General features: G+C 71.3%; 17 protein-coding genes. 13 read left to right on the plus strand and 4 right to left on the minus strand.

Features of this window, described 5'->3' with window-relative positions; genetic code table 11:
* Positions 1 to 36: 36 nt before the first annotated feature.
* From ACIBKX_RS11575 to ACIBKX_RS11590, 4 genes are all read left to right on the plus strand, one after another.
* Positions 37 to 315, plus strand: a complete 279-nt coding sequence (locus tag ACIBKX_RS11575; RefSeq protein ID WP_363277241.1) for a hypothetical protein — start codon at positions 37 to 39, stop codon at positions 313 to 315.
* 105 nt (positions 316 to 420) lie between these two features.
* The gene (locus tag ACIBKX_RS11580) at positions 421 to 1,245 is read left to right on the plus strand and encodes a purine-nucleoside phosphorylase (protein ID WP_363277240.1); all 825 of its coding nucleotides are present in this window, start codon (positions 421 to 423) and stop codon (positions 1,243 to 1,245) included.
* A gap of 91 nt (positions 1,246 to 1,336) precedes the next feature.
* Complete coding sequence (locus tag ACIBKX_RS11585) at positions 1,337 to 2,974, plus strand: phospho-sugar mutase (RefSeq protein WP_363277239.1); 1,638 nt, start codon at positions 1,337 to 1,339, stop codon at positions 2,972 to 2,974.
* A gap of 166 nt (positions 2,975 to 3,140) precedes the next feature.
* Positions 3,141 to 4,394 carry a glycosyltransferase family 39 protein gene (locus tag ACIBKX_RS11590; RefSeq protein WP_399375739.1) on the plus strand — a complete coding sequence of 418 codons (1,254 nt, stop codon included), beginning with the start codon at positions 3,141 to 3,143 and terminating at the stop codon, positions 4,392 to 4,394.
* Between the two features lie 82 nt (positions 4,395 to 4,476).
* On the opposite strand, the gene ACIBKX_RS11595 is transcribed toward ACIBKX_RS11590, so the two are convergent.
* On the minus strand, positions 4,477 to 5,118 hold the full coding sequence (locus ACIBKX_RS11595) for a PH domain-containing protein (protein ID WP_363277238.1): 642 nt from the start codon (positions 5,116 to 5,118) through the stop codon (positions 4,477 to 4,479).
* Positions 5,119 to 5,252: 134 nt separating this feature from the next.
* Here ACIBKX_RS11595 and deoC point away from each other — a divergent pair, with 134 nt between their 5' ends.
* The 3 genes from deoC to ACIBKX_RS11610 are packed head-to-tail and all read left to right on the plus strand — an operon-like array spanning position 5,253 to position 8,531.
* Positions 5,253 to 6,209: a deoxyribose-phosphate aldolase gene (gene deoC / locus ACIBKX_RS11600; protein WP_363277249.1), complete on the plus strand. Its 957-nt coding sequence runs from the start codon at positions 5,253 to 5,255 to the stop codon at positions 6,207 to 6,209.
* A 5-nt stretch (positions 6,210 to 6,214) separates the two neighbouring features.
* Entirely contained in the window at positions 6,215 to 7,651 is a 1,437-nt protein-coding gene (locus ACIBKX_RS11605; protein WP_363277237.1) for an aldehyde dehydrogenase family protein, read from the plus strand.
* Positions 7,644 to 8,531 (plus strand): aldehyde dehydrogenase family protein, encoded by an 888-nt coding sequence (locus ACIBKX_RS11610; RefSeq protein ID WP_363277236.1) that lies wholly within the window; start codon positions 7,644 to 7,646, stop codon positions 8,529 to 8,531. The genes ACIBKX_RS11605 and ACIBKX_RS11610 overlap by 8 nt, the downstream gene beginning before the upstream one ends.
* 94 nt (positions 8,532 to 8,625) lie before the next feature.
* Here the strand turns inward: ACIBKX_RS11610 and ACIBKX_RS11615 are convergent, their stop codons facing one another.
* Complete coding sequence (locus ACIBKX_RS11615) at positions 8,626 to 9,363, minus strand: TetR/AcrR family transcriptional regulator (protein WP_363277235.1); 738 nt, start codon at positions 9,361 to 9,363, stop codon at positions 8,626 to 8,628.
* 180 nt (positions 9,364 to 9,543) lie between these two features.
* On the opposite strand from ACIBKX_RS11615, the gene ACIBKX_RS11620 reads away from it, so the two are divergent.
* Both ACIBKX_RS11620 and ACIBKX_RS11625 read left to right on the plus strand, forming a co-directional pair.
* The gene (locus ACIBKX_RS11620; RefSeq protein ID WP_363277234.1) at positions 9,544 to 10,146 is read left to right on the plus strand and encodes an NAD(P)H-dependent oxidoreductase; all 603 of its coding nucleotides are present in this window, start codon (positions 9,544 to 9,546) and stop codon (positions 10,144 to 10,146) included.
* A gap of 26 nt (positions 10,147 to 10,172) precedes the next feature.
* Positions 10,173 to 11,630, plus strand: a complete 1,458-nt coding sequence (locus ACIBKX_RS11625) for an MDR family MFS transporter (protein WP_363277233.1) — start codon at positions 10,173 to 10,175, stop codon at positions 11,628 to 11,630.
* Positions 11,631 to 11,853: 223 nt separating this feature from the next.
* Here ACIBKX_RS11625 and ACIBKX_RS11630 read toward each other — a convergent pair whose 3' ends face one another.
* Positions 11,854 to 12,258: a hypothetical protein gene (locus tag ACIBKX_RS11630; protein ID WP_363277232.1), complete on the minus strand. Its 405-nt coding sequence runs from the start codon at positions 12,256 to 12,258 to the stop codon at positions 11,854 to 11,856.
* 126 nt (positions 12,259 to 12,384) lie between these two features.
* Here ACIBKX_RS11630 and ACIBKX_RS11635 point away from each other — a divergent pair, with 126 nt between their 5' ends.
* Entirely contained in the window at positions 12,385 to 13,023 is a 639-nt protein-coding gene (locus ACIBKX_RS11635; protein WP_363277231.1) for an ATP-binding protein, read from the plus strand.
* Positions 13,024 to 13,217: 194 nt separating this feature from the next.
* Here ACIBKX_RS11635 and ACIBKX_RS11640 read toward each other — a convergent pair whose 3' ends face one another.
* Positions 13,218 to 13,997, minus strand: a complete 780-nt coding sequence (locus ACIBKX_RS11640) for a SigE family RNA polymerase sigma factor (RefSeq protein ID WP_363277230.1) — start codon at positions 13,995 to 13,997, stop codon at positions 13,218 to 13,220.
* 182 nt (positions 13,998 to 14,179) lie between these two features.
* Here ACIBKX_RS11640 and afsQ1 point away from each other — a divergent pair, with 182 nt between their 5' ends.
* The 3 genes from afsQ1 to ACIBKX_RS11655 are packed head-to-tail and all read left to right on the plus strand — an operon-like array spanning position 14,180 to position 17,045.
* A complete protein-coding gene (gene afsQ1, locus ACIBKX_RS11645) occupies positions 14,180 to 14,857 on the plus strand; it encodes a two-component system response regulator AfsQ1 (protein WP_030562528.1) in 678 nt (225 codons plus the stop codon).
* Positions 14,854 to 16,446, plus strand: coding sequence for a HAMP domain-containing sensor histidine kinase (locus tag ACIBKX_RS11650; protein WP_363277229.1), 1,593 nt, complete (start codon positions 14,854 to 14,856; stop codon positions 16,444 to 16,446). The genes afsQ1 and ACIBKX_RS11650 overlap by 4 nt, the downstream gene beginning before the upstream one ends.
* Entirely contained in the window at positions 16,443 to 17,045 is a 603-nt protein-coding gene (locus ACIBKX_RS11655; protein WP_363277228.1) for a hypothetical protein, read from the plus strand. Before ACIBKX_RS11650 ends, ACIBKX_RS11655 begins: the two co-directional genes overlap by 4 nt.
* Positions 17,046 to 17,124: the final 79 nt, after the last annotated feature.

Below are 17,124 nucleotides of genomic sequence, written 5' to 3' on the forward strand. Positions count from 1 at the left end.
GACTTGAGGGAGTCCGCCGCACCACCGGGAGAGCGCATGGTGCCCACAACGTACGACGTCTACTACACGGTGCAGGCCGCCGCGGCCCGCGACAGGCTGGACGACGAGCAGCGCACCGCGTTCGACAAGGGCATCGCCTTGCTGGCCCGCGACCCGTTCCTTTCCGTGTCGCGGCCCATAGGTTCCACCGGAGACGACCGCACGATCCGGCTCACGCAGAACATCCTGGTGGAGTACACAGTCAGTCGTGGTCGCCTGCTGATCTTCATCGTCGAGGTCTTCAACGACAAGGACATCCTGGTCACGGACGCCTGACCGCCCTCCACGGAGCCTCTTCGTCGGAAACGACAAGGCAACGATCCGAATCCCGTGAGCATCGTCATCTACGCGCGTAGGCTCCGAGCGGCTACTCTCGTCCGCGTGAACGCTTCAGTTATTCCGGACGACATCCAGGGCGACCCCTACGCCGCCGCCGACGCCGCCGCCGCGCGCCTGCGTGAGCTGACGGGCGCCGAGACCCACGACGTAGCCCTTGTGATGGGCTCCGGCTGGGCGCCGGCCGTGGACGCGCTCGGCACCCCCGAGGCCGAGTTCCCGGTCACCGAGCTGCCCGGCTTCCCGCCGCCGGCGGTGGCGGGGCACGGCGGCCGCATCCGCTCCTTCAAGGTCGGCGACAAGCGCGCGCTGGTCTTCCTGGGCCGCACCCACTACTACGAGGGCCGCGGTGTCGCAGCCGTCGCGCACGGCGTGCGTACGGCCGTGGCGGCGGGCTGCAAGACCATCGTGCTGACCAACGGCTGCGGCGGTCTGCGCGAGGGCATGCGCCCCGGCCAGCCGGTCCTGATCAGCGACCACCTCAACCTCACGGCGACGTCCCCGATCGTCGGCGCGAACTTCGTCGACCTCACGGACCTGTACTCGCCGCGTCTGCGCGCCCTGTGCAAGGAGATCGACCCCTCCCTCGAAGAGGGTGTCTACGCCCAGTTCCCCGGCCCGCACTACGAGACGCCGGCGGAGATCCACATGGCCCGCACGATCGGTGCGGACCTGGTGGGCATGTCCACCGTCCTCGAGGCGATCGCCGCCCGCGAGGCGGGCGCCGAGGTGCTCGGCATCTCCCTGGTGACGAACCTCGCCGCCGGCATGACGGGCGAGCCCCTCAACCACGAGGAGGTCCTCCAGGCGGGCCGCGACAGCGCCACCCGCATGGGCGAGCTCCTCGGCCAGGTGCTGGGCCGCATCTGACACGGAACTCCCGCCCCGGCGCTCGAAGCGCCGGGGCAGGGGTACCCGAGGACCAGCGACAGCGACGCCGCACACGAGAGGCTGAAGAGACGTGCAGGACAGCTCGGAACTCATCGCGCGGGCCCAGGCCTGGCTGGCCGAGGACCCGGACCCCGACACCCGCGAGGAGCTCGCCAAGCTCATCGACTCCGGGGACACCGACGAACTGGCGGCGCGCTTCGGCGGCACCCTGCAGTTCGGCACGGCAGGCCTCCGCGGCGAACTGGGCGCGGGTCCCATGCGGATGAACCGGGCGGTCGTCATCCGCGCGGCAGCCGGCCTCGCCGCGTATCTCAAGTCCAAGAATCAAACCGACGGCCCCGTAGTGGTCGGCTATGACGCCCGCTACAAGTCCGCGGACTTCGCGCGCGACACCGCGGCCGTGATGACCGGCGCGGGCCTCCGCGCCGCGGTGCTCAACCGTCCTCTGCCCACCCCCGTGCTCGCCTTCGCCATACGGCACCTCGGCGCGGTCGCGGGCGTGGAGGTCACGGCCAGCCACAACCCGCCGCGCGACAACGGCTACAAGGTCTACCTGGGCGACGGCTCCCAGATCGTGCCGCCCGCCGACGCGGAGATCGCGGCGGAGATCGACGCGGTCGCGGGCCTCGACGACGTGCCCCGCCCCGACGCCGGCTGGGACACCCTCACCGACGCCGTCCTGGACGCCTATCTGGCCCGTACGGGCGCCGTCCTGGCCGAGGGGTCCCCCCGGACCGCCCGGACCGTCTACACGGCCATGCACGGCGTCGGCAAGGAGACCCTCCTCGCGGCGTTCGCGCGGGCCGGCTTCCCCGCCCCCGTCCTCGTCGCCGAGCAGGCGGAGCCCGACCCGGACTTCCCCACGGTCGCGTTCCCCAACCCGGAGGAGCCGGGCGCGATGGACCTGGCCTTCGCGACGGCACGCGAGGCGGAGCCGGACCTGATCATCGCCAACGACCCGGACGCGGACCGCTGCGCCGCCGCCGTCAAGGACGGCGCGGACTGGCGCATGCTCCGGGGCGACGAGGTGGGCGCGCTCCTGGCGGCGCACCTCGTGCGGCGCGGCGCGCGCGGCACGTTCGCCGAGTCGATCGTGTCCTCGTCGCTCCTGGGCCGTATCGCCGAGAAGGCGGGTCTTCCGTACGAGGAGACCCTCACCGGCTTCAAGTGGATCGCCCGCGTGGACGGCCTGCGGTACGGCTACGAAGAGGCGCTCGGCTACTGCGTCGACCCCGAGGGCGTACGCGACAAGGACGGCATCACGGCGGCGCTGCTCCTGACGGAGCTGGCGTCCGAGCTCAAGGAGGCGGGCCGCACGCTGCTCGACCTCCTGGACGACCTGGCCGTGGAGCACGGTCTGCACGCCACGGACCAGCTGTCGGTGCGCGTGGAGGACCTCTCCGTGATCGCGAACGCGATGCGCAGGCTGCGCGAGCAGCCGCCGACGGCGCTAGCGGGTCTGGCCGTGACGAAGGCGGAGGACCTCACGCAGGGCACGGACAAGCTGCCGCCGACCGACGGACTGCGCTACACGCTGGACGGCGCGCGCGTCATCGTCCGCCCCAGCGGCACCGAGCCCAAGCTCAAGTGCTACCTGGAGGTCGTGGTCCCGGTGGCGGACAGGTCCGCGCTGCCGGACGCCCGCACGAAGGCGGCCGACCTGCTCGCCGCGATCAAGCGGGACCTTTCGGTGGCCGCGGGCATCTGATCGGTGGCCGCCGGCATCTGATCGGTGGCCGCCGGCATCTGAACCACCCGGGGCCATTCGTCCGAGTGGTTCCCGTACGGCAGTTGACGCAGCGTTCCGGTGCGCTGCCGGTCGCCCCAGGAAGGGTCGACCGGTAGCGCACTTTCTCGTTCCCGGAGCTGCCGCAGTGCCGTACGGACCGACCCCCGAGACCCCGACCGCCCCGGCGCCCACCGCCCCGGCGCCCACCGCCCCGGCGCCCATCGCCCCGGCGGCCACCGCATCCCGGAGCCGCCGCACCACGGGACGCCCCGCCCCCAGCGCGGCCCGCGCCCTGCGCCACGCCTCCCCCGCGCTCCTCGCCTACGGCTCCGTACGCCTTCTCGGTGCCGTCGTCTTCGCCCTCTGGGCCCGCCGCGAGCACCGGGGCATCTGGCATCTGCTGGCCGAGTCCTGGGACTGCGACTGGTACCTGAAGATCGCCGAGAACGGGTACGCGCACACCCTGGGTACCCAGTTCGACGCCAACAACATGGCGTTCTTCCCGCTCTACCCGCTGCTCGTCCGCGCGGGCGAGGTCCTTGCCCCCGAACCGCGCGGCGCGGTCGGACTCGCGATCTCCGTAGTGTGCTCGTTCCTCGCCGCGTGGGGGATCTTCGCGGTGGGCGACCACCTGTACGGCCGCAGGACCGGCGTCCTGCTGGCCGCCCTCTGGGGCTCGCTGCCCGTGGCGCTCGTGCAGTGGATGGGCTACACGGAGTCCCTGTTCACGGCGCTCACCGCCTGGGCGCTGTACGCCGTGCTGACCGGCCGCTGGCTGTGGGCCGGCGCCCTGGCCGCGCTCGCGGGGCTCACCCGGCCCACCGGAGCGGCCGTCGCGGCGGCCGTCTCGCTGACGGCGCTGCTCGCCCTGTACCGCCGCGGCAGAGCCGGCGGCCGCATCCCCCGCCGCGTCCTTCTGGGCGCCCTTGTGGCGCCGCTGGGCTGGCTGGCGTACGTCGGCTGGGTGGGGGCCAGGCTGGGGCGCTGGGACGGCTATTTCGCCGTACAGAAGCTGTGGCACAACGAGTGGGACGGCGGCGTCGGCACCCTGCGCACGATGCACGACCTCCTCGCCGTCGAACGGCCCCAGCTGTTCCTGGCGATGGTGACGGCGACGCTGCTCGCGTCGGCGGCGCTGTTCGTCCTGTCCGTGGGCGACCGCCAGCCGCTGCCGCTGCTGATCTTCACGGGGCTGCTGCTGGCCATCGTGCTCGGCAGCAAGGGCGTCTACTTCCCGCGCGCCCGCTTCCTGCTCCCCGGCTTCCCGCTGCTCCTCCCGGTAGCGGCGGCACTGGCCCGCGCCCGCACGCATGTCGCCGTGACGGCGCTTGCGGCAGCGGCCGTGACGTCGGCGGCATTCGGCGGCCACATGCTGCTGGCGTGGATGGGCCCTCCGTAGAGACGCACTCCGTAGGAGTGCCCTCCGCAAACAGCTCCTCCGTAGACGGGCTCTCGGTTGAGGGACTCTCCGCAGACGGCCTCTAGCCGATGATCAGCAGCACCACGAGCAGCACCGCCCCCGCGACAGCCGGAGCGAGGATCTCGTAGCTCCAGCGGACCACGGGCTCCCCCTGCGCCGACTCCGCGGAGGCCCTGCGCTCGGAGATCTCGCGCAGGTCGTCCATGATCTGGTCGCCTGCGGCACGCAGCGGGTCGGAGTGGCCGGGGCGGCGGTTGACGCCGGTCCCCACGCTCGGGTCGCCCGCGGCCGCGCCCTGCGCCTGGCGCCGCGCGGCCTTCTTGCGGCCGCGCAGGGACACCGGGATGGCCCAGAGCTGGTACTTGGTTCCGGACTGGGTGAAGACCTCGTTCGAGTACCCGGAGCGCAGCCCCGAGACGGACGCCCACGGCAGAGTGATCGTCCGGAACGGGTTGCGGATGCGCAGCCGGTCCTCGTTGGCGTACACGGCGGGGCGCACGGTGAAGGCGACGACGATCGGCACCGCGAGGATGAGACCGGCGAGCGAGAGCCACGGAGTGCGGCCTTCGCCCCTGATCACGGCGTCGACGCCGAGCCAGCCGCCGAGGGCGAGCAGCAGGACGCCACCGGCGATACCGCCGGACGACCGGAAGGTGCGGTCCTTGTACTCGGGCTCAGCCACGGGGTGCTGGGGCTCACTCATGGCCTCGATTCTGCCTGAGCGATTTCCGTACGGGGCATCGGGCGGCCGGCCGGGAGCCACAGGCCGCCGAACAGCCGTCCTGAGCCGCCCCTCTGTACAGCCGCTACGCGCGTAGATATGCTCCCCTCGTGACCATGCCCACTGCACCCGCATCCGCACACGAACTGACCGACGCCACAGCGTCGGACCGCACGTTGCGCCGCTTCCTCCACGGGCTGCCCGGCGTCGACGCGGTCGGCCTGGAGGCGCGTGCCGCCTCGCTCGGCACCCGTTCGATCAAGACCACGGCGAAGGCGTACGCCATCGACCTGGCCATCTCGATGATCGACCTGACGACCCTGGAGGGCGCCGACACCCCGGGCAAGGTCCGGGCGCTCGGCGCGAAGGCGGTCAACCCGGACCCGACCGACCGGGGCACGCCGAGGACCGCCGCGGTCTGCGTCTATCCGGACATGGTGGCCGTCGCCAAGGAGACCGTCGCCGGCAGCGGCGTGAAGGTCGCCTCCGTGGCGACCGCGTTCCCCGCGGGCCGCGCCGCCATCGACGTGAAGCTCGGTGACGTGCGCGAGGCCGTGGCCGCGGGTGCCGACGAGATCGACATGGTCATCGACCGCGGCGCCTTCCTGTCGGGCGACTACATGACGGTCTTCGAGCAGATCCGCACCGTGAAGGAGGCCTGCGGCACGGCCCGCCTCAAGGTCATCTTCGAGACCGGTGAGCTGTCGACGTACGACAACATCCGTCGCGCCTCCTGGATCGGCATGCTCGCGGGCGCCGACTTCATCAAGACCTCGACCGGCAAGGTCGGTGTCAACGCGACCCCCGCCAACACCCTCCTGATGCTGGAGGCCGTGCGCGACTTCCGCGAGCAGACCGGGGTGCAGGTCGGGGTGAAGCCCGCGGGCGGCATCCGCACCTCCAAGGACGCGATCAAGTTCCTCGTCCTGGTGAACGAGACGGCGGGCGAGGACTGGCTGGACAACCACTGGTTCCGCTTCGGCGCCTCCTCGCTCCTCAACGACCTGCTGATGCAGCGCCAGAAGCTGGCCACGGGCCGCTACTCCGGCCCCGACTACGTGACGGTGGACTGACCACAATGACTTCCCGCTTCGAGTACGCACCGGCGCCCGAGTCCCGCTCCGTCGTCGACATCGCGCCGTCGTACGGCCTGTTCATCGACGGCGAGTTCGTCGACGCCGCCGACGGCAAGGTCTTCAAGACGGTCTCCCCGTCGACCGAAGAGGTCCTCTCCGAAGTCGCGCAGGCCTCCTCCGAAGACGTCGACCGCGCGGTGAAGGCCGCGCGCAAGGCCTTCGAGAGGTGGTCGGCGCTGCCGGGCGCCGAGCGCGCCAAGTACCTCTTCCGCATCGCCCGGATCATCCAGGAGCGCAGCCGCGAACTGGCCGTCCTGGAGACCCTCGACAACGGAAAGCCCATCAAGGAGACGCGCGACGCGGACCTCCCGCTGGTCGCCGCGCACTTCTTCTACTACGCGGGCTGGGCCGACAAGCTCGACCACGCCGGGTACGGCCCCAACCCCGCGCCGCTCGGTGTCGCGGGCCAGGTCATCCCCTGGAACTTCCCGCTCCTGATGCTGGCCTGGAAGATCGCCCCGGCCCTGGCGACCGGCAACACGGTCGTCCTGAAGCCCGCCGAGACGACGCCCCTGAGTGCCCTCTTCTTCGCGGACATCTGCCGCCAGGCGGGCCTGCCCAAGGGCGTCGTCAACATCCTTCCGGGATACGGCGACGCGGGCGCGGCCCTGACCGCCCACCCGGACGTCGACAAGGTCGCCTTCACCGGCTCGACCGCCGTCGGCAAGGCCATCGCCCGCCAGGTCGCGGGCACCGACAAGAAGGTCACGCTCGAACTGGGCGGCAAGGGCGCGAACATCGTCTTCGACGACGCCCCCATCGACCAGGCCGTCGAGGGCATCGTCACCGGCATCTTCTTCAACCAGGGCCAGGTCTGCTGCGCGGGCTCGCGTCTCCTGGTCCAGGAGTCGGTCCAGGAGGAGCTGCTCGACTCGCTCAAGCGCCGCCTGTCGACCCTCCGGCTCGGCGACCCGCTCGACAAGAACACCGACATCGGCGCGATCAACTCCGCCGAGCAGCTCGCCCGCATCACGGCCCTGACCGAGACGGGCGAGGCGGAGGGCGCCGAGCGCTGGTCCGCCCCGTGCGAACTGCCGTCCTCCGGCTACTGGTTCGCGCCGACGCTCTTCACGAACGTCACACAGGCGCACACCGTCGCCCGCGACGAGATCTTCGGCCCGGTGCTCTCGGTGCTCTCCTTCCGTACGCCGGAAGAGGCCGTCGCCAAGGCCAACAACACCCAGTACGGCCTCTCCGCCGGCATCTGGACGGAGAAGGGCTCCCGCATCCTCGCGGTCGCCGAGCGGCTGCGCGCGGGCGTCATCTGGGCCAACACGTTCAACAAGTTCGACCCGACCTCGCCGTTCGGCGGCTACAAGGAATCGGGTTACGGCCGCGAGGGCGGCCGCCACGGCCTGGAGGCGTACCTCAATGTCTGACCGTTTGAGCGTGCTCAAGACCTACAAGCTGTACGTCGGCGGGAAGTTCCCGCGTTCCGAGAGCGGCCGGGTGTACGAGGTGACCGACTCAAAGGGCAAGTGGCTGGCCAACGCCCCGCTCTCCTCCCGCAAGGACGCCCGTGACGCGGTCGTGGCCGCGCGCAAGGCGCAGGGCGGCTGGGCGGGCAAGACGGCGTATCTGCGCGGCCAGATCCTCTACCGCGTCGCGGAGATGCTGGAGGGCCGCAAGGACCAGTTCGTCCGCGAGGTCGCCGACGCGGAGGGGATCTCCAAGTCGAAGGCCGCCGCGGTCGTGGACGCGGCGATCGACCGCTGGGTCTGGTACGCGGGCTGGACCGACAAGATCGCCCAGCTCGCGGGCGGCGGCAACCCGGTCGCGGGCCCCTTCTTCAACCTCTCCTCGCCGGAGCCGACGGGCGTGGTGACGGTCGTCGCCCCGCAGCAGTCGTCGTTCCTGGGCCTGGTCTCCGTGATCGCCCCGGTGATCGCGACGGGCAACACGGCCGTGGTGATCGCGAGCGAGAACGCCCCGCTCCCGGCGCTCTCCCTGGGCGAGGTGCTCGCCACCTCCGACCTCCCCGGCGGCGTGGTCAACATCCTGTCCGGCCGTACGGCGGAGATCACCCCGTCGCTCGCCGCGCACCAGGACGTCAACGCGATCGACCTGGCGGGCGTCGGGGACGACGTACTGGCGAAGGAGCTCGAGGTCGCGGCGGCCGACAACCTCAAGCGCGTCGTCCGTCCACAGCCTGTGGACTGGTCGGCGGACCCCGGCACGACCCGCCTGACGGCCTTCCTGGAGACGAAGACGGTCTGGCACCCCACGGGTTCGCTGGGCGCCTCCGGCTCCTCCTACTGAGCCGCGCAGAGCCACTCAGGACCACCCCTCACACGGCGAAGCCCCGCCTCTCCTCCGTCCGGGAGAGCGGGGCTTCGCCCATGTGCGGGCGCGGTCAGATGCCGAACCGCGCCGCGATCCCGTCGAGCACGCAGTCGAGGCCCGTCTCGAACGCCCAGGTCGGATCGTCCTTGCGGGTCGCCCGCAGAGCGTGACGCCGGTACGTGGGGTAGCGGCCGGTCTCCATGAGGTACGTCATCTGCGGCGCGAGGCCGGTCCGGACCTCGGCGCCGGACTCCCAGCCCTCGGCCCGGGTCCACTCCTGCAGGGCCACTTCGGACGAGGCCGCGCCGTGCGCGTAGGCGCTGACGGTGCGGAACGCCACCATCATCGTGTCCTCGTCGAGGCCGAGCCCGTCGAGCGCGGCCAACTGCCGCTCGGCGATGGCCAGCCGGCCCGGAGTGAGGACGAAGGTCGCCGTGGGAAGCTTGCCCACCCACGGATGCCGCCGCATCGAATCGCGGGTCAGCAGGGCGAATTCCCGCAGCACCTCGCGCCAGCCGGTCAGCTCCTCGGGGATCACGATCTCGGCCGCCACCCGCTCGGCCATCAGCGCCCACAGATCGTCCTTGCCCGAGACATGGCGGTACGCGGCCATCGGCGCGACCCCCAGTTCCGTGGCGAGCCGTCGCATGGTGACGGCGGCGAAGCCCTCCGCGTCGGCGACCTCCACCGCGACGGCCGCGATCCGCTCCGGGGTCAGTGAGGCGCGGGGCGTGGCAGGCGGCTGCTCCAGGCGCTGCCAGAGCGACATGTCCTGCGCCGCCTTGCCGCCCTTCTTCTGACCTGCCACAACAGGGCTCCTCTCCACCGACGAGGCGTGCGAACGGCCAGCGTACAACGTATCCCCGAGTAGACGCCGTACACACCAATGTGTACGTTGTACGCCCAGAGATACGCCGTACACATCCACGCCTGCACATCCGCGCCGTACACACCCACCGCGTCCAAACGCACCCAGCCAGGGGGATCCATGACCAGCAGCAGCACCAGCCGGCCGCTCCAGATCGCCGTCGTCGTCGGCAGCACCCGCGAGGGCCGCTTCGCGCCCGTCGTCACACGCTGGCTGACGGGGCGGCTCGACCGGCGCGACGACATGAAGGCCGACGTCGTCGACCTCGCGGAGACGGAACTCCCCACCGCGCTGCCCGCCTTCGGCGGCCCGCTCCCGCCCGGCGCCGAGGAGGCCCTCGCCCTGGTCTCACCGCGCCTCGACGCCGCCGACGCGTTCGTCTTCGTCACACCGGAGTACAACCACAGCTTCCCGGCCTCCCTGAAGAACGCCATCGACTGGCACAACACGCAGTGGCACGGCAAGCCGGTCGCCTTCGTCTCCTACGGCGGCCTGTCCGGCGGACTGCGGGCCGTCGAACAACTCCGTGTGGTCATGGCCGAGTTGAACGCCACGACCATCCGCAACACGGTCAGCTTCCACAACGCGTACGGCCTGTTCGGCGAGGACGGCGCCGTCGACGACCCGGCCGTGGACGCCGCGGCCGAGGCCCTGCTCGACCAGCTCGCCTGGTGGGCGCACGCCCTGCGAGACGCCAAGTCGGTACGCCCGTACGCCGCCTGACGTCACATCACACCAACAGGGGGATCATGAATCACCAACGGGAAAGCCCGTCCAGACTCGTCCTCTTCGGGCTGCTCCTGGGCCTGATGCTCGGCCTGCTGGACGGCACGATCGTGGGCACCGCCCTGCCCACGATCGTCGGCGACCTGGGCGGACTCGACCACCTCTCCTGGGTCGTCACGGCCTATCTGCTCACCGCGTCCGTCTCCACCCCCATCTGGGGCAAGCTCGGCGACCTGTACGGGCGCAAGGGCAGCTTCGTCTGGTCGATCTCGGTGTTCCTCGCGGGCTCCGTGCTCTCCGGGCTCGCCCAGGACATGGGGCAGCTCATCACCTTCCGCGCCGTACAGGGGCTCGGCGCGGGCGGCCTCATGGTCGGCGCCATCTCGATCATCGGCGTCATGCTGCCGCCGTCGCAGGCGGGCCGCTCGCAGTCGATGATCGGCGCGATGATGCCCGTCGCGCTCGTCGGCGGTCCGCTGCTCGGCGGCTTCCTCACCGACCGGCTCGACTGGCGCTGGGTCTTCTACGTCAACGTGCCCATCGGCACGCTCGCCCTGCTCGTCATCGCCCTGCGGCTGCGACTGCGCTCCGAGCGCATCGACGCACGGATCGACTACCGAGGGGCCGCGCTGCTCTCCGCCGGCATCCTCGCCCTGACCCTGCTCGGCAGCTGGGGCGGCACGACGTACGCCTTCGCGTCTCCGCAGATCCTCGGGCTCGGCGCGCTCGGCATCGGCGCCCTGGTCTGGTTCGCCCGGGTCGAGCGGCGGGCCGCCGAGCCCGTCATCCCGCCCAGGCTCTTCGCCGACCGCAACTTCACGCTCGCCCAGGTCCTCACCTTCCTGGTGGGCGCGGCCATGCTCGGGGCATCCAGCTATCTGCCGCAGTACATGCAGTTCGCGCGCGGCGCTTCGTCGACGGCCAGCGGCCTGCTGCTGCTTCCGCTGATGGCGGGGATGTTCGGGGCGCAGCTCCTGCTGGGCCGGATCACGGCCAACGGCGGCGGCTACCGCGCCTACCTCATCCTCGGCGGCGCCCTGACGACCGCCGGCGGGCTCGCCCTCCTCACGGTCGGCGCGGACACCCCGACCGCCGTGGCCTCCGCGCTGACGCTGCCGCTCGGCACCGGCATGGGGTTCCTGCTCCAGAGCACCCTGCTGATCACCATCAACAGCGCCGAGCCGCGCGACATGGGCGCCGCCACCGGCACCGCGACGCTGCTGCGTACGATCGGCGGCTCGCTCGGCGTCGCGGTGCTCGGCGCCGTCTACTCCGCGCGGCTCGCCTCGGGCGGCATGCCGGACGGCGGCACGACCCGGACACCCGAGGCGGTCCGGAAGCTGCCGGAGGGCGTACGCGAGACGGTGCGCACGTCCGTCACCGCCGGAACGCACGGAGTCATGCTGGGCGCCGCGCTCTTGGGGGCCGCGGCGTTCGCGGTGGCGTGGCTGGTCAGGGAGGCGCCGCTGCGGAAGGGGTGATCCGCCGGACAGGCCCCAGGGCCTGTCCGGCGGATCTGGCCGGCTCCTGTGGACGGTGCCTTGTCTGTGCCGGTGAGCGGTGGTCTGGTGCGTGCAGCTGCAAGGCGGAGGATCGAGGCATCGCGGAGCGATGGCGATGGACGACAGCGATGGTGATGGACGACAACGCCGCAGATGCGCGTTCCGGGCCGCCGCGTCCCGGGCAAGATCCGCCGGACAGGCCCTAACCCGGCAGCAGCCCCGTGGCCGGCCCCACCAGGGGCAGCTCGTCGAGGGAGTCCCCACCGGCCAGCGGCCCCGTCACGGCCGCCGTCGAGATCGGCTTGAAGTCCGCGATCCTGGTGCCCACCGCGTTGTCCAGCGGGTCGACGCCCGTGCCGGCCAGCGGGTTGAGCTTCAGGTCCTTGGCGGGGCCGAGACCGCTCGCCGTGGCGCCCTGCACCGCCTGGAGCAGCCCCGCCCCGGCCGCCGAGACGTCATCGGTGGCCGACGGGGCGGCCGGCTCCGGCGCCGCACCGGCGGAACCCGCACCGCCGGCCCCGAGCGCCGCCCCCGCGACGGTGACGGTCAGCCCCACCCGCACCAACGCGCGCGTGAGCGACTTGGGGCCTGCTGTGTGTCGTGCCATCGGTCTACCGCCCATATCCATGTTGGGTAATCAGATGCGCACGTAGCGTAGTTGAGGTGTGACGCGGGCACCAAAGCCCGACCCACGGGGTCGCCTGAGCGGCTCAATGCCGCACACTGGTCTCTCGTGAGTTCCCATCCCCCGATACCCACCCGAGTCGTGCTGCTCACGGGCCCGTCCGGCTCGGGCAAGTCGTCCTTCGCCGCCCGCTCCGGACTGCCGGTCCTCTGCCTCGACGACTTCTACAAGGAGTGCGACGACCCGACGCTGCCGCAGGTGCCGGGCAGCTCGGACATCGACTGGGACTCCCCGTTGTCCTGGGACGCCGATGTCGCCGTCGCCGCGATCGAGCGGCTGTGCCGCACGGGACGTACGAACGTTCCTGTGTACGACATCTCCACCAGCTCCCGCACGGGCGAGACCGCGCTGGACATCGAGCGCACACCGCTGTTCATCGCCGAGGGGATCTTCGCGGCGGACATCGTGGAGCGCTGCCGGGAGATCGGCGTACTCGCCGACGCGATCTGTCTGCGGGGGCGGCCGTCCACCACGTTCCGGCGCCGGCTCCTGCGGGACCTGCGCGAGGGGCGCAAGTCCGTGCCGTTCCTGCTGCGGCGCGGGTGGCGGCTGATGCGGGCCGAGCGGGCGATCGTCTCCCGGCAGACGGCGCTGGGCGCGCATCCCTGCGGGCGCGACGAGGCGCTGGGGCGGGTCGCGGACGCTGCGGCGGGGCGGTGCGTCAAGGCGCGCGGGCTCGCGCTCTAGGCCCAGCGGATCCCCGTACGCAAAAACAGAAGGACCGGAAAGACCCCCCGGCCTTCCGGTCCCGCTGCTTCATTCCCCCGTGATCCCCGTTTCCCCCGTGGATCCCGTTTCCCCCGTGGATCCCCGTTTTCCCCCGTGGTCCCCCCGGTACTTCCCGCCGCTTCCCCCCTAGGAGCGGCGGCCCCCGTGATCCCTCAGGCGACCAACTCGCCGAAGGACTCCTCCTGGTCACGGCCGAAGCTGAGGACCTCGTCCTCGCGCAGCCGGCGCAGGGAGCGCCAGATGCTGGACTTCACCGTGCCCACGCTGATGTCGAGGATGTCCGCGATCTCGGGGTCCGTGCGGCCCTCGTAGTAGCGCAGGACCAGCATCGTCCGCTGCAGTTCGGGAAGGCGGGCCAGGGCCTGCCAGAGAACCGCGCGGAGTTCCGTGCCCCGCATCGCGTCCGTGTCGCCCGCCGTCTCCGGCAGCTCCTCGGTCGGGTATTCGTTCAGCTTGCGGCGGCGCCACGCGCTGATGTGCAGATTGGTCATGGTGCGCCGGAGGTATCCGCCGACCGCGGCCTTGTCGCTGATCCTGTCCCAGGCCCGGTACGTCGAGAAGAGGGCGCTCTGCAGCAGGTCCTCGGCCTCGAAACGGTCACCGGTCAGGTGGTAGGCGGTTGCGTACAGGGAGGCGCGGCGCTCCTGGACGTAGGCGGTGAACTCCGCCTCCGACGCGGATGCCCGCTCCCCCGTGTCCTCCCTGTACGCGGCTCCCCCGTGAGCTCCCCCGCTCGTTCCCCCGTCCGTTCCCCCGATCACACCCGGGAGTACGTCGACCACCGTCATGAACCCGGTGTGCTGACGCCCGGTGCCGCGAGCGCACCCCCGCCCGCTCACGGCACCGGACTTCTCGTGCCTCTCGGCAGTCCGCGCCACGTCGTGGAGACGCGTGACAACTGCGCTTGAGCTGGTGCTGTGCAGCGTGTTCATCTCGCGCCCCCCGTCGGTGGAGTCTGGCTTCTTCCGTGTGACCAAAACTCTGCCCGAGCCACTTCATGACGGTGTCCGCCGACTGTCACAGCCCTGCAACAGGCCCCCTGTGTGTAGGGGAGAAGTGTGGGAGCGATCCCAACAGTCGAACTGTGGCCGCACCATGGGACAGAATGACGTCCGTGCCTTCCCTGTTGCTGATCGAGGACGACGACGCCATCCGTACGGCCCTTGAGCTTTCGCTCACCCGCCAAGGGCATCGGGTGGCCACTGCTGCCACCGGCGAGGACGGCCTGAAGCTGCTCAGTGAGCAGCGGCCGGACCTGATCGTGCTGGATGTGATGCTGCCGGGCATCGACGGATTCGAGGTGTGCCGTCGCATCCGGCGCACCGACCAGTTGCCGATCATCCTGCTGACCGCCCGCAGTGACGACATCGACGTGGTGGTCGGGCTGGAGTCCGGCGCCGACGACTATGTCGTCAAACCCGTGCAGGGACGGGTCCTTGACGCCCGGATCCGCGCGGTCCTGCGGCGTGGCGAGCGCGAGGCCAATGACGCGGCGACGTTCGGTTCGCTCGTCATCGACCGCGCCGCGATGACCGTCACGAAGAACGGCGAGGACCTGCAGCTCACACCGACCGAGCTGCGGCTGCTCCTGGAGCTGAGCCGCAGGCCCGGACAGGCCCTGTCGCGCCAGCAGTTGCTGCGCCTGGTGTGGGAGCACGACTACCTCGGCGACTCCCGGCTCGTCGACGCGTGTGTGCAGCGGCTTCGCGCGAAGGTGGAGGACGTGCCGTCCTCGCCGACCCTGATCCGTACGGTGCGTGGCGTCGGCTACCGGCTGGACACTCCTCAGTGACCAAACCGCAGGACAAGCTCCGCGGTTGGGCCGCGGCGCGCAAGGCGATACTGGCGGGACTGCGCTTCACCAGCCTGCGGCTGCGGCTCGTCGTCGTGTTCGGCCTGGTGGCGCTGACCGCCGCCGTGACGGCGTCGGGAATCGCGTACTGGCTGAACCGCGAGGCGGTGCTGACGCGCGCGCAGGACGCGGCGCTGAAGGACTTCCAGCAGGAGATGCAGACCCGCGCGGGCGCGCTGCCGCCCAATCCGACCCAGGACGAACTGCAGCAGGCCGCCGGAACGATGGCGAACAGCAGCCAGCGCTACAGCGTGCTCCTGATCGGGCAGAACGCTGAGGGCGACACCGTCGTGGGCTACTCCGACCTGGACGCCTTCACGCTCGCCGACGTACCGAAGTCGCTGCGCGAGGCGGTGAACAAGGAGCAGCCGCTCACCGCCGGCAACAAGAGCCCGTACCACCTGTACTGGCAGCGGACCGTCGACGACGGCACGCCGTATCTGGTGGGCGGCGCCAAGGTCATCGGCGGCGGGCCGACGGGTTACATGCTCAAGTCCCTGGAGCCGGAGGCGAAGGACCTGAGTTCGCTCGGCTGGTCGCTCGCCATCGCGACGGGGCTCGCGCTGATCGGTTCCGCGCTGCTCGCGCAGGCCGCGGCGACCACCGTGCTCAAGCCGGTGCACCGGCTCGGCGTGGCCGCGCGGCGGCTCGGCGAGGGCAAGCTCGACACCCGGCTGCGGGTGTCGGGGACGGATGAACTGGCCGATCTGTCACGGACGTTCAACCGGACCGCGGCGAGCCTGGAGAAGAAGGTCGACGACATGAGCGCCCGCGAGGAGGCCTCGCGCCGCTTCGTCGCCGACATGTCGCACGAGCTGCGTACGCCGCTGACCGCGATCACCGCGGTGACGGAGGTCCTGGAAGAGGAGCTGGACGCCGAGACCGGGTCCGTGGACCCGATGATCGAACCCGCCGTACGGCTCGTCGTCAGCGAGACCCGCCGGCTCAACGACCTGGTGGAGAACCTGATGGAGGTCACCCGCTTCGACGCGGGCACGGCCCGGCTCGTCCTGGACGACGTCGACATCGCCGATCAGATCACGGCGTGCATCGACGCCCGCGCCTGGCTCGACGCGGTCGAACTCGACGCGGAGCGCGGCATCACCGTACGGCTCGACCCGCGCCGCCTCGACGTGATCCTGGCGAACCTGATCGGCAACGCGCTCAAGCACGGCGGCTCCCCGGTGAAGGTCTCGGTGCGGATCGCGGGCGAGAAGCTGGTCATCGCGGTGCGCGACGGCGGTCCCGGCATCCCCCAGGACGTACTGCCGCACGTCTTCGACCGCTTCTACAAGGCGAGCGCGTCACGGCCGCGCTCGGAGGGCAGCGGGCTCGGGCTCTCCATCGCCCTGGAGAACGCGCACATCCACGGCGGCGAGATCACCGCCGCCAACTCCCCCGACGGCGGCGCGGTGTTCACGCTGTGGCTGCCGCGTGACCCGGGGCCGCTGGTGGAGGACGAGACCTCCGACGCGGACCGCGCGGACGGCAAGACGGACGACGACGGCGGCAAGGGAGAGCAGCGATGAACCGGCGACGGCTGCGCGCGGCGCTCGTCGCCGCCGCGCTGACCACGACGCTCGCCGGGTGCGGGATCCGGTCGACGGAGGTGCCGACGGACTTCGGCCCCGGCCCCTCGCGGGTGCCGTGCGTGATGTCCGGGTCGAGCATCGCCTCGCAGTCCTCCAGCGGGGTCCCGGTGCAGGTCTTCCTGGTGTGCGCGGCCCAGCTGGTGACCGTCGACCGTACGGTGCGCATCCCCACCGAGAAGGCGACGACCGACCGGGTGCGCATCGCGCAGGCCCTCCTCGACGAGCTGGCGCAGCCGCCCTCGGACCCGGAGAAACAGGCGGGCTTCGCCACGGACGTACGCGGCGGCACGGTCGTCAGCGGTCCCGACGCGGGCGACCCGGAGGACGCGCTGCGGTTCAGTACGCGGCCCGAGGAGCTGTCGGCGTTCGCGCTCGCGCAGATCGTCTGCACCTACGCGGACAGCGCGGCGGCGGCCGACAACGGCTCGGTGATCCTCGGCGGCCCCGACGACTCCCCGCTGCGGCGCTACGAGTGCACGCAGGCGGTCAGGCAGCGTCCGGGCACGGAGGCACCGCCCGCGGAGACCGTGAAGTGACGTCGAAGTGAGCACGAAGGCTCCGAAGCGGTCACGGAGAGTCACACCGTGTTCGAACAAGACAGCCACCACATGCGAA

This window comes from Streptomyces sp. NPDC050658 (genome assembly GCF_044457025.1).
GTDB lineage: Bacteria > Actinomycetota > Actinomycetes > Streptomycetales > Streptomycetaceae > Streptomyces.

Bases quoted from the DNA above. Each gene is read 5' to 3' on its own strand.
- ACIBKX_RS11630 (WP_363277232.1), bottom strand. From the start codon at position 12,258: ATGGCACGACACACAGCAGGCCCCAAGTCGCTCACGCGCGCGTTGGTG.
- ACIBKX_RS11605 (WP_363277237.1), top strand. From the start codon at position 6,215: ATGACTTCCCGCTTCGAGTACGCACCGGCGCCCGAGTCCCGCTCCGTC.
- ACIBKX_RS11610 (WP_363277236.1), top strand. From the start codon at position 7,644: ATGTCTGACCGTTTGAGCGTGCTCAAGACCTACAAGCTGTACGTCGGC.
- deoC (WP_363277249.1), top strand. From the start codon at position 5,253: ATGCCCACTGCACCCGCATCCGCACACGAACTGACCGACGCCACAGCG.
- ACIBKX_RS11575 (WP_363277241.1), top strand. From the start codon at position 37: ATGGTGCCCACAACGTACGACGTCTACTACACGGTGCAGGCCGCCGCG.
- ACIBKX_RS11625 (WP_363277233.1), top strand. From the start codon at position 10,173: ATGAATCACCAACGGGAAAGCCCGTCCAGACTCGTCCTCTTCGGGCTG.
- ACIBKX_RS11640 (WP_363277230.1), bottom strand. From the start codon at position 13,997: ATGAACACGCTGCACAGCACCAGCTCAAGCGCAGTTGTCACGCGTCTC.
- ACIBKX_RS11620 (WP_363277234.1), top strand. From the start codon at position 9,544: ATGACCAGCAGCAGCACCAGCCGGCCGCTCCAGATCGCCGTCGTCGTC.
- ACIBKX_RS11595 (WP_363277238.1), bottom strand. From the start codon at position 5,118: ATGAGTGAGCCCCAGCACCCCGTGGCTGAGCCCGAGTACAAGGACCGC.
- ACIBKX_RS11655 (WP_363277228.1), top strand. From the start codon at position 16,443: ATGAACCGGCGACGGCTGCGCGCGGCGCTCGTCGCCGCCGCGCTGACC.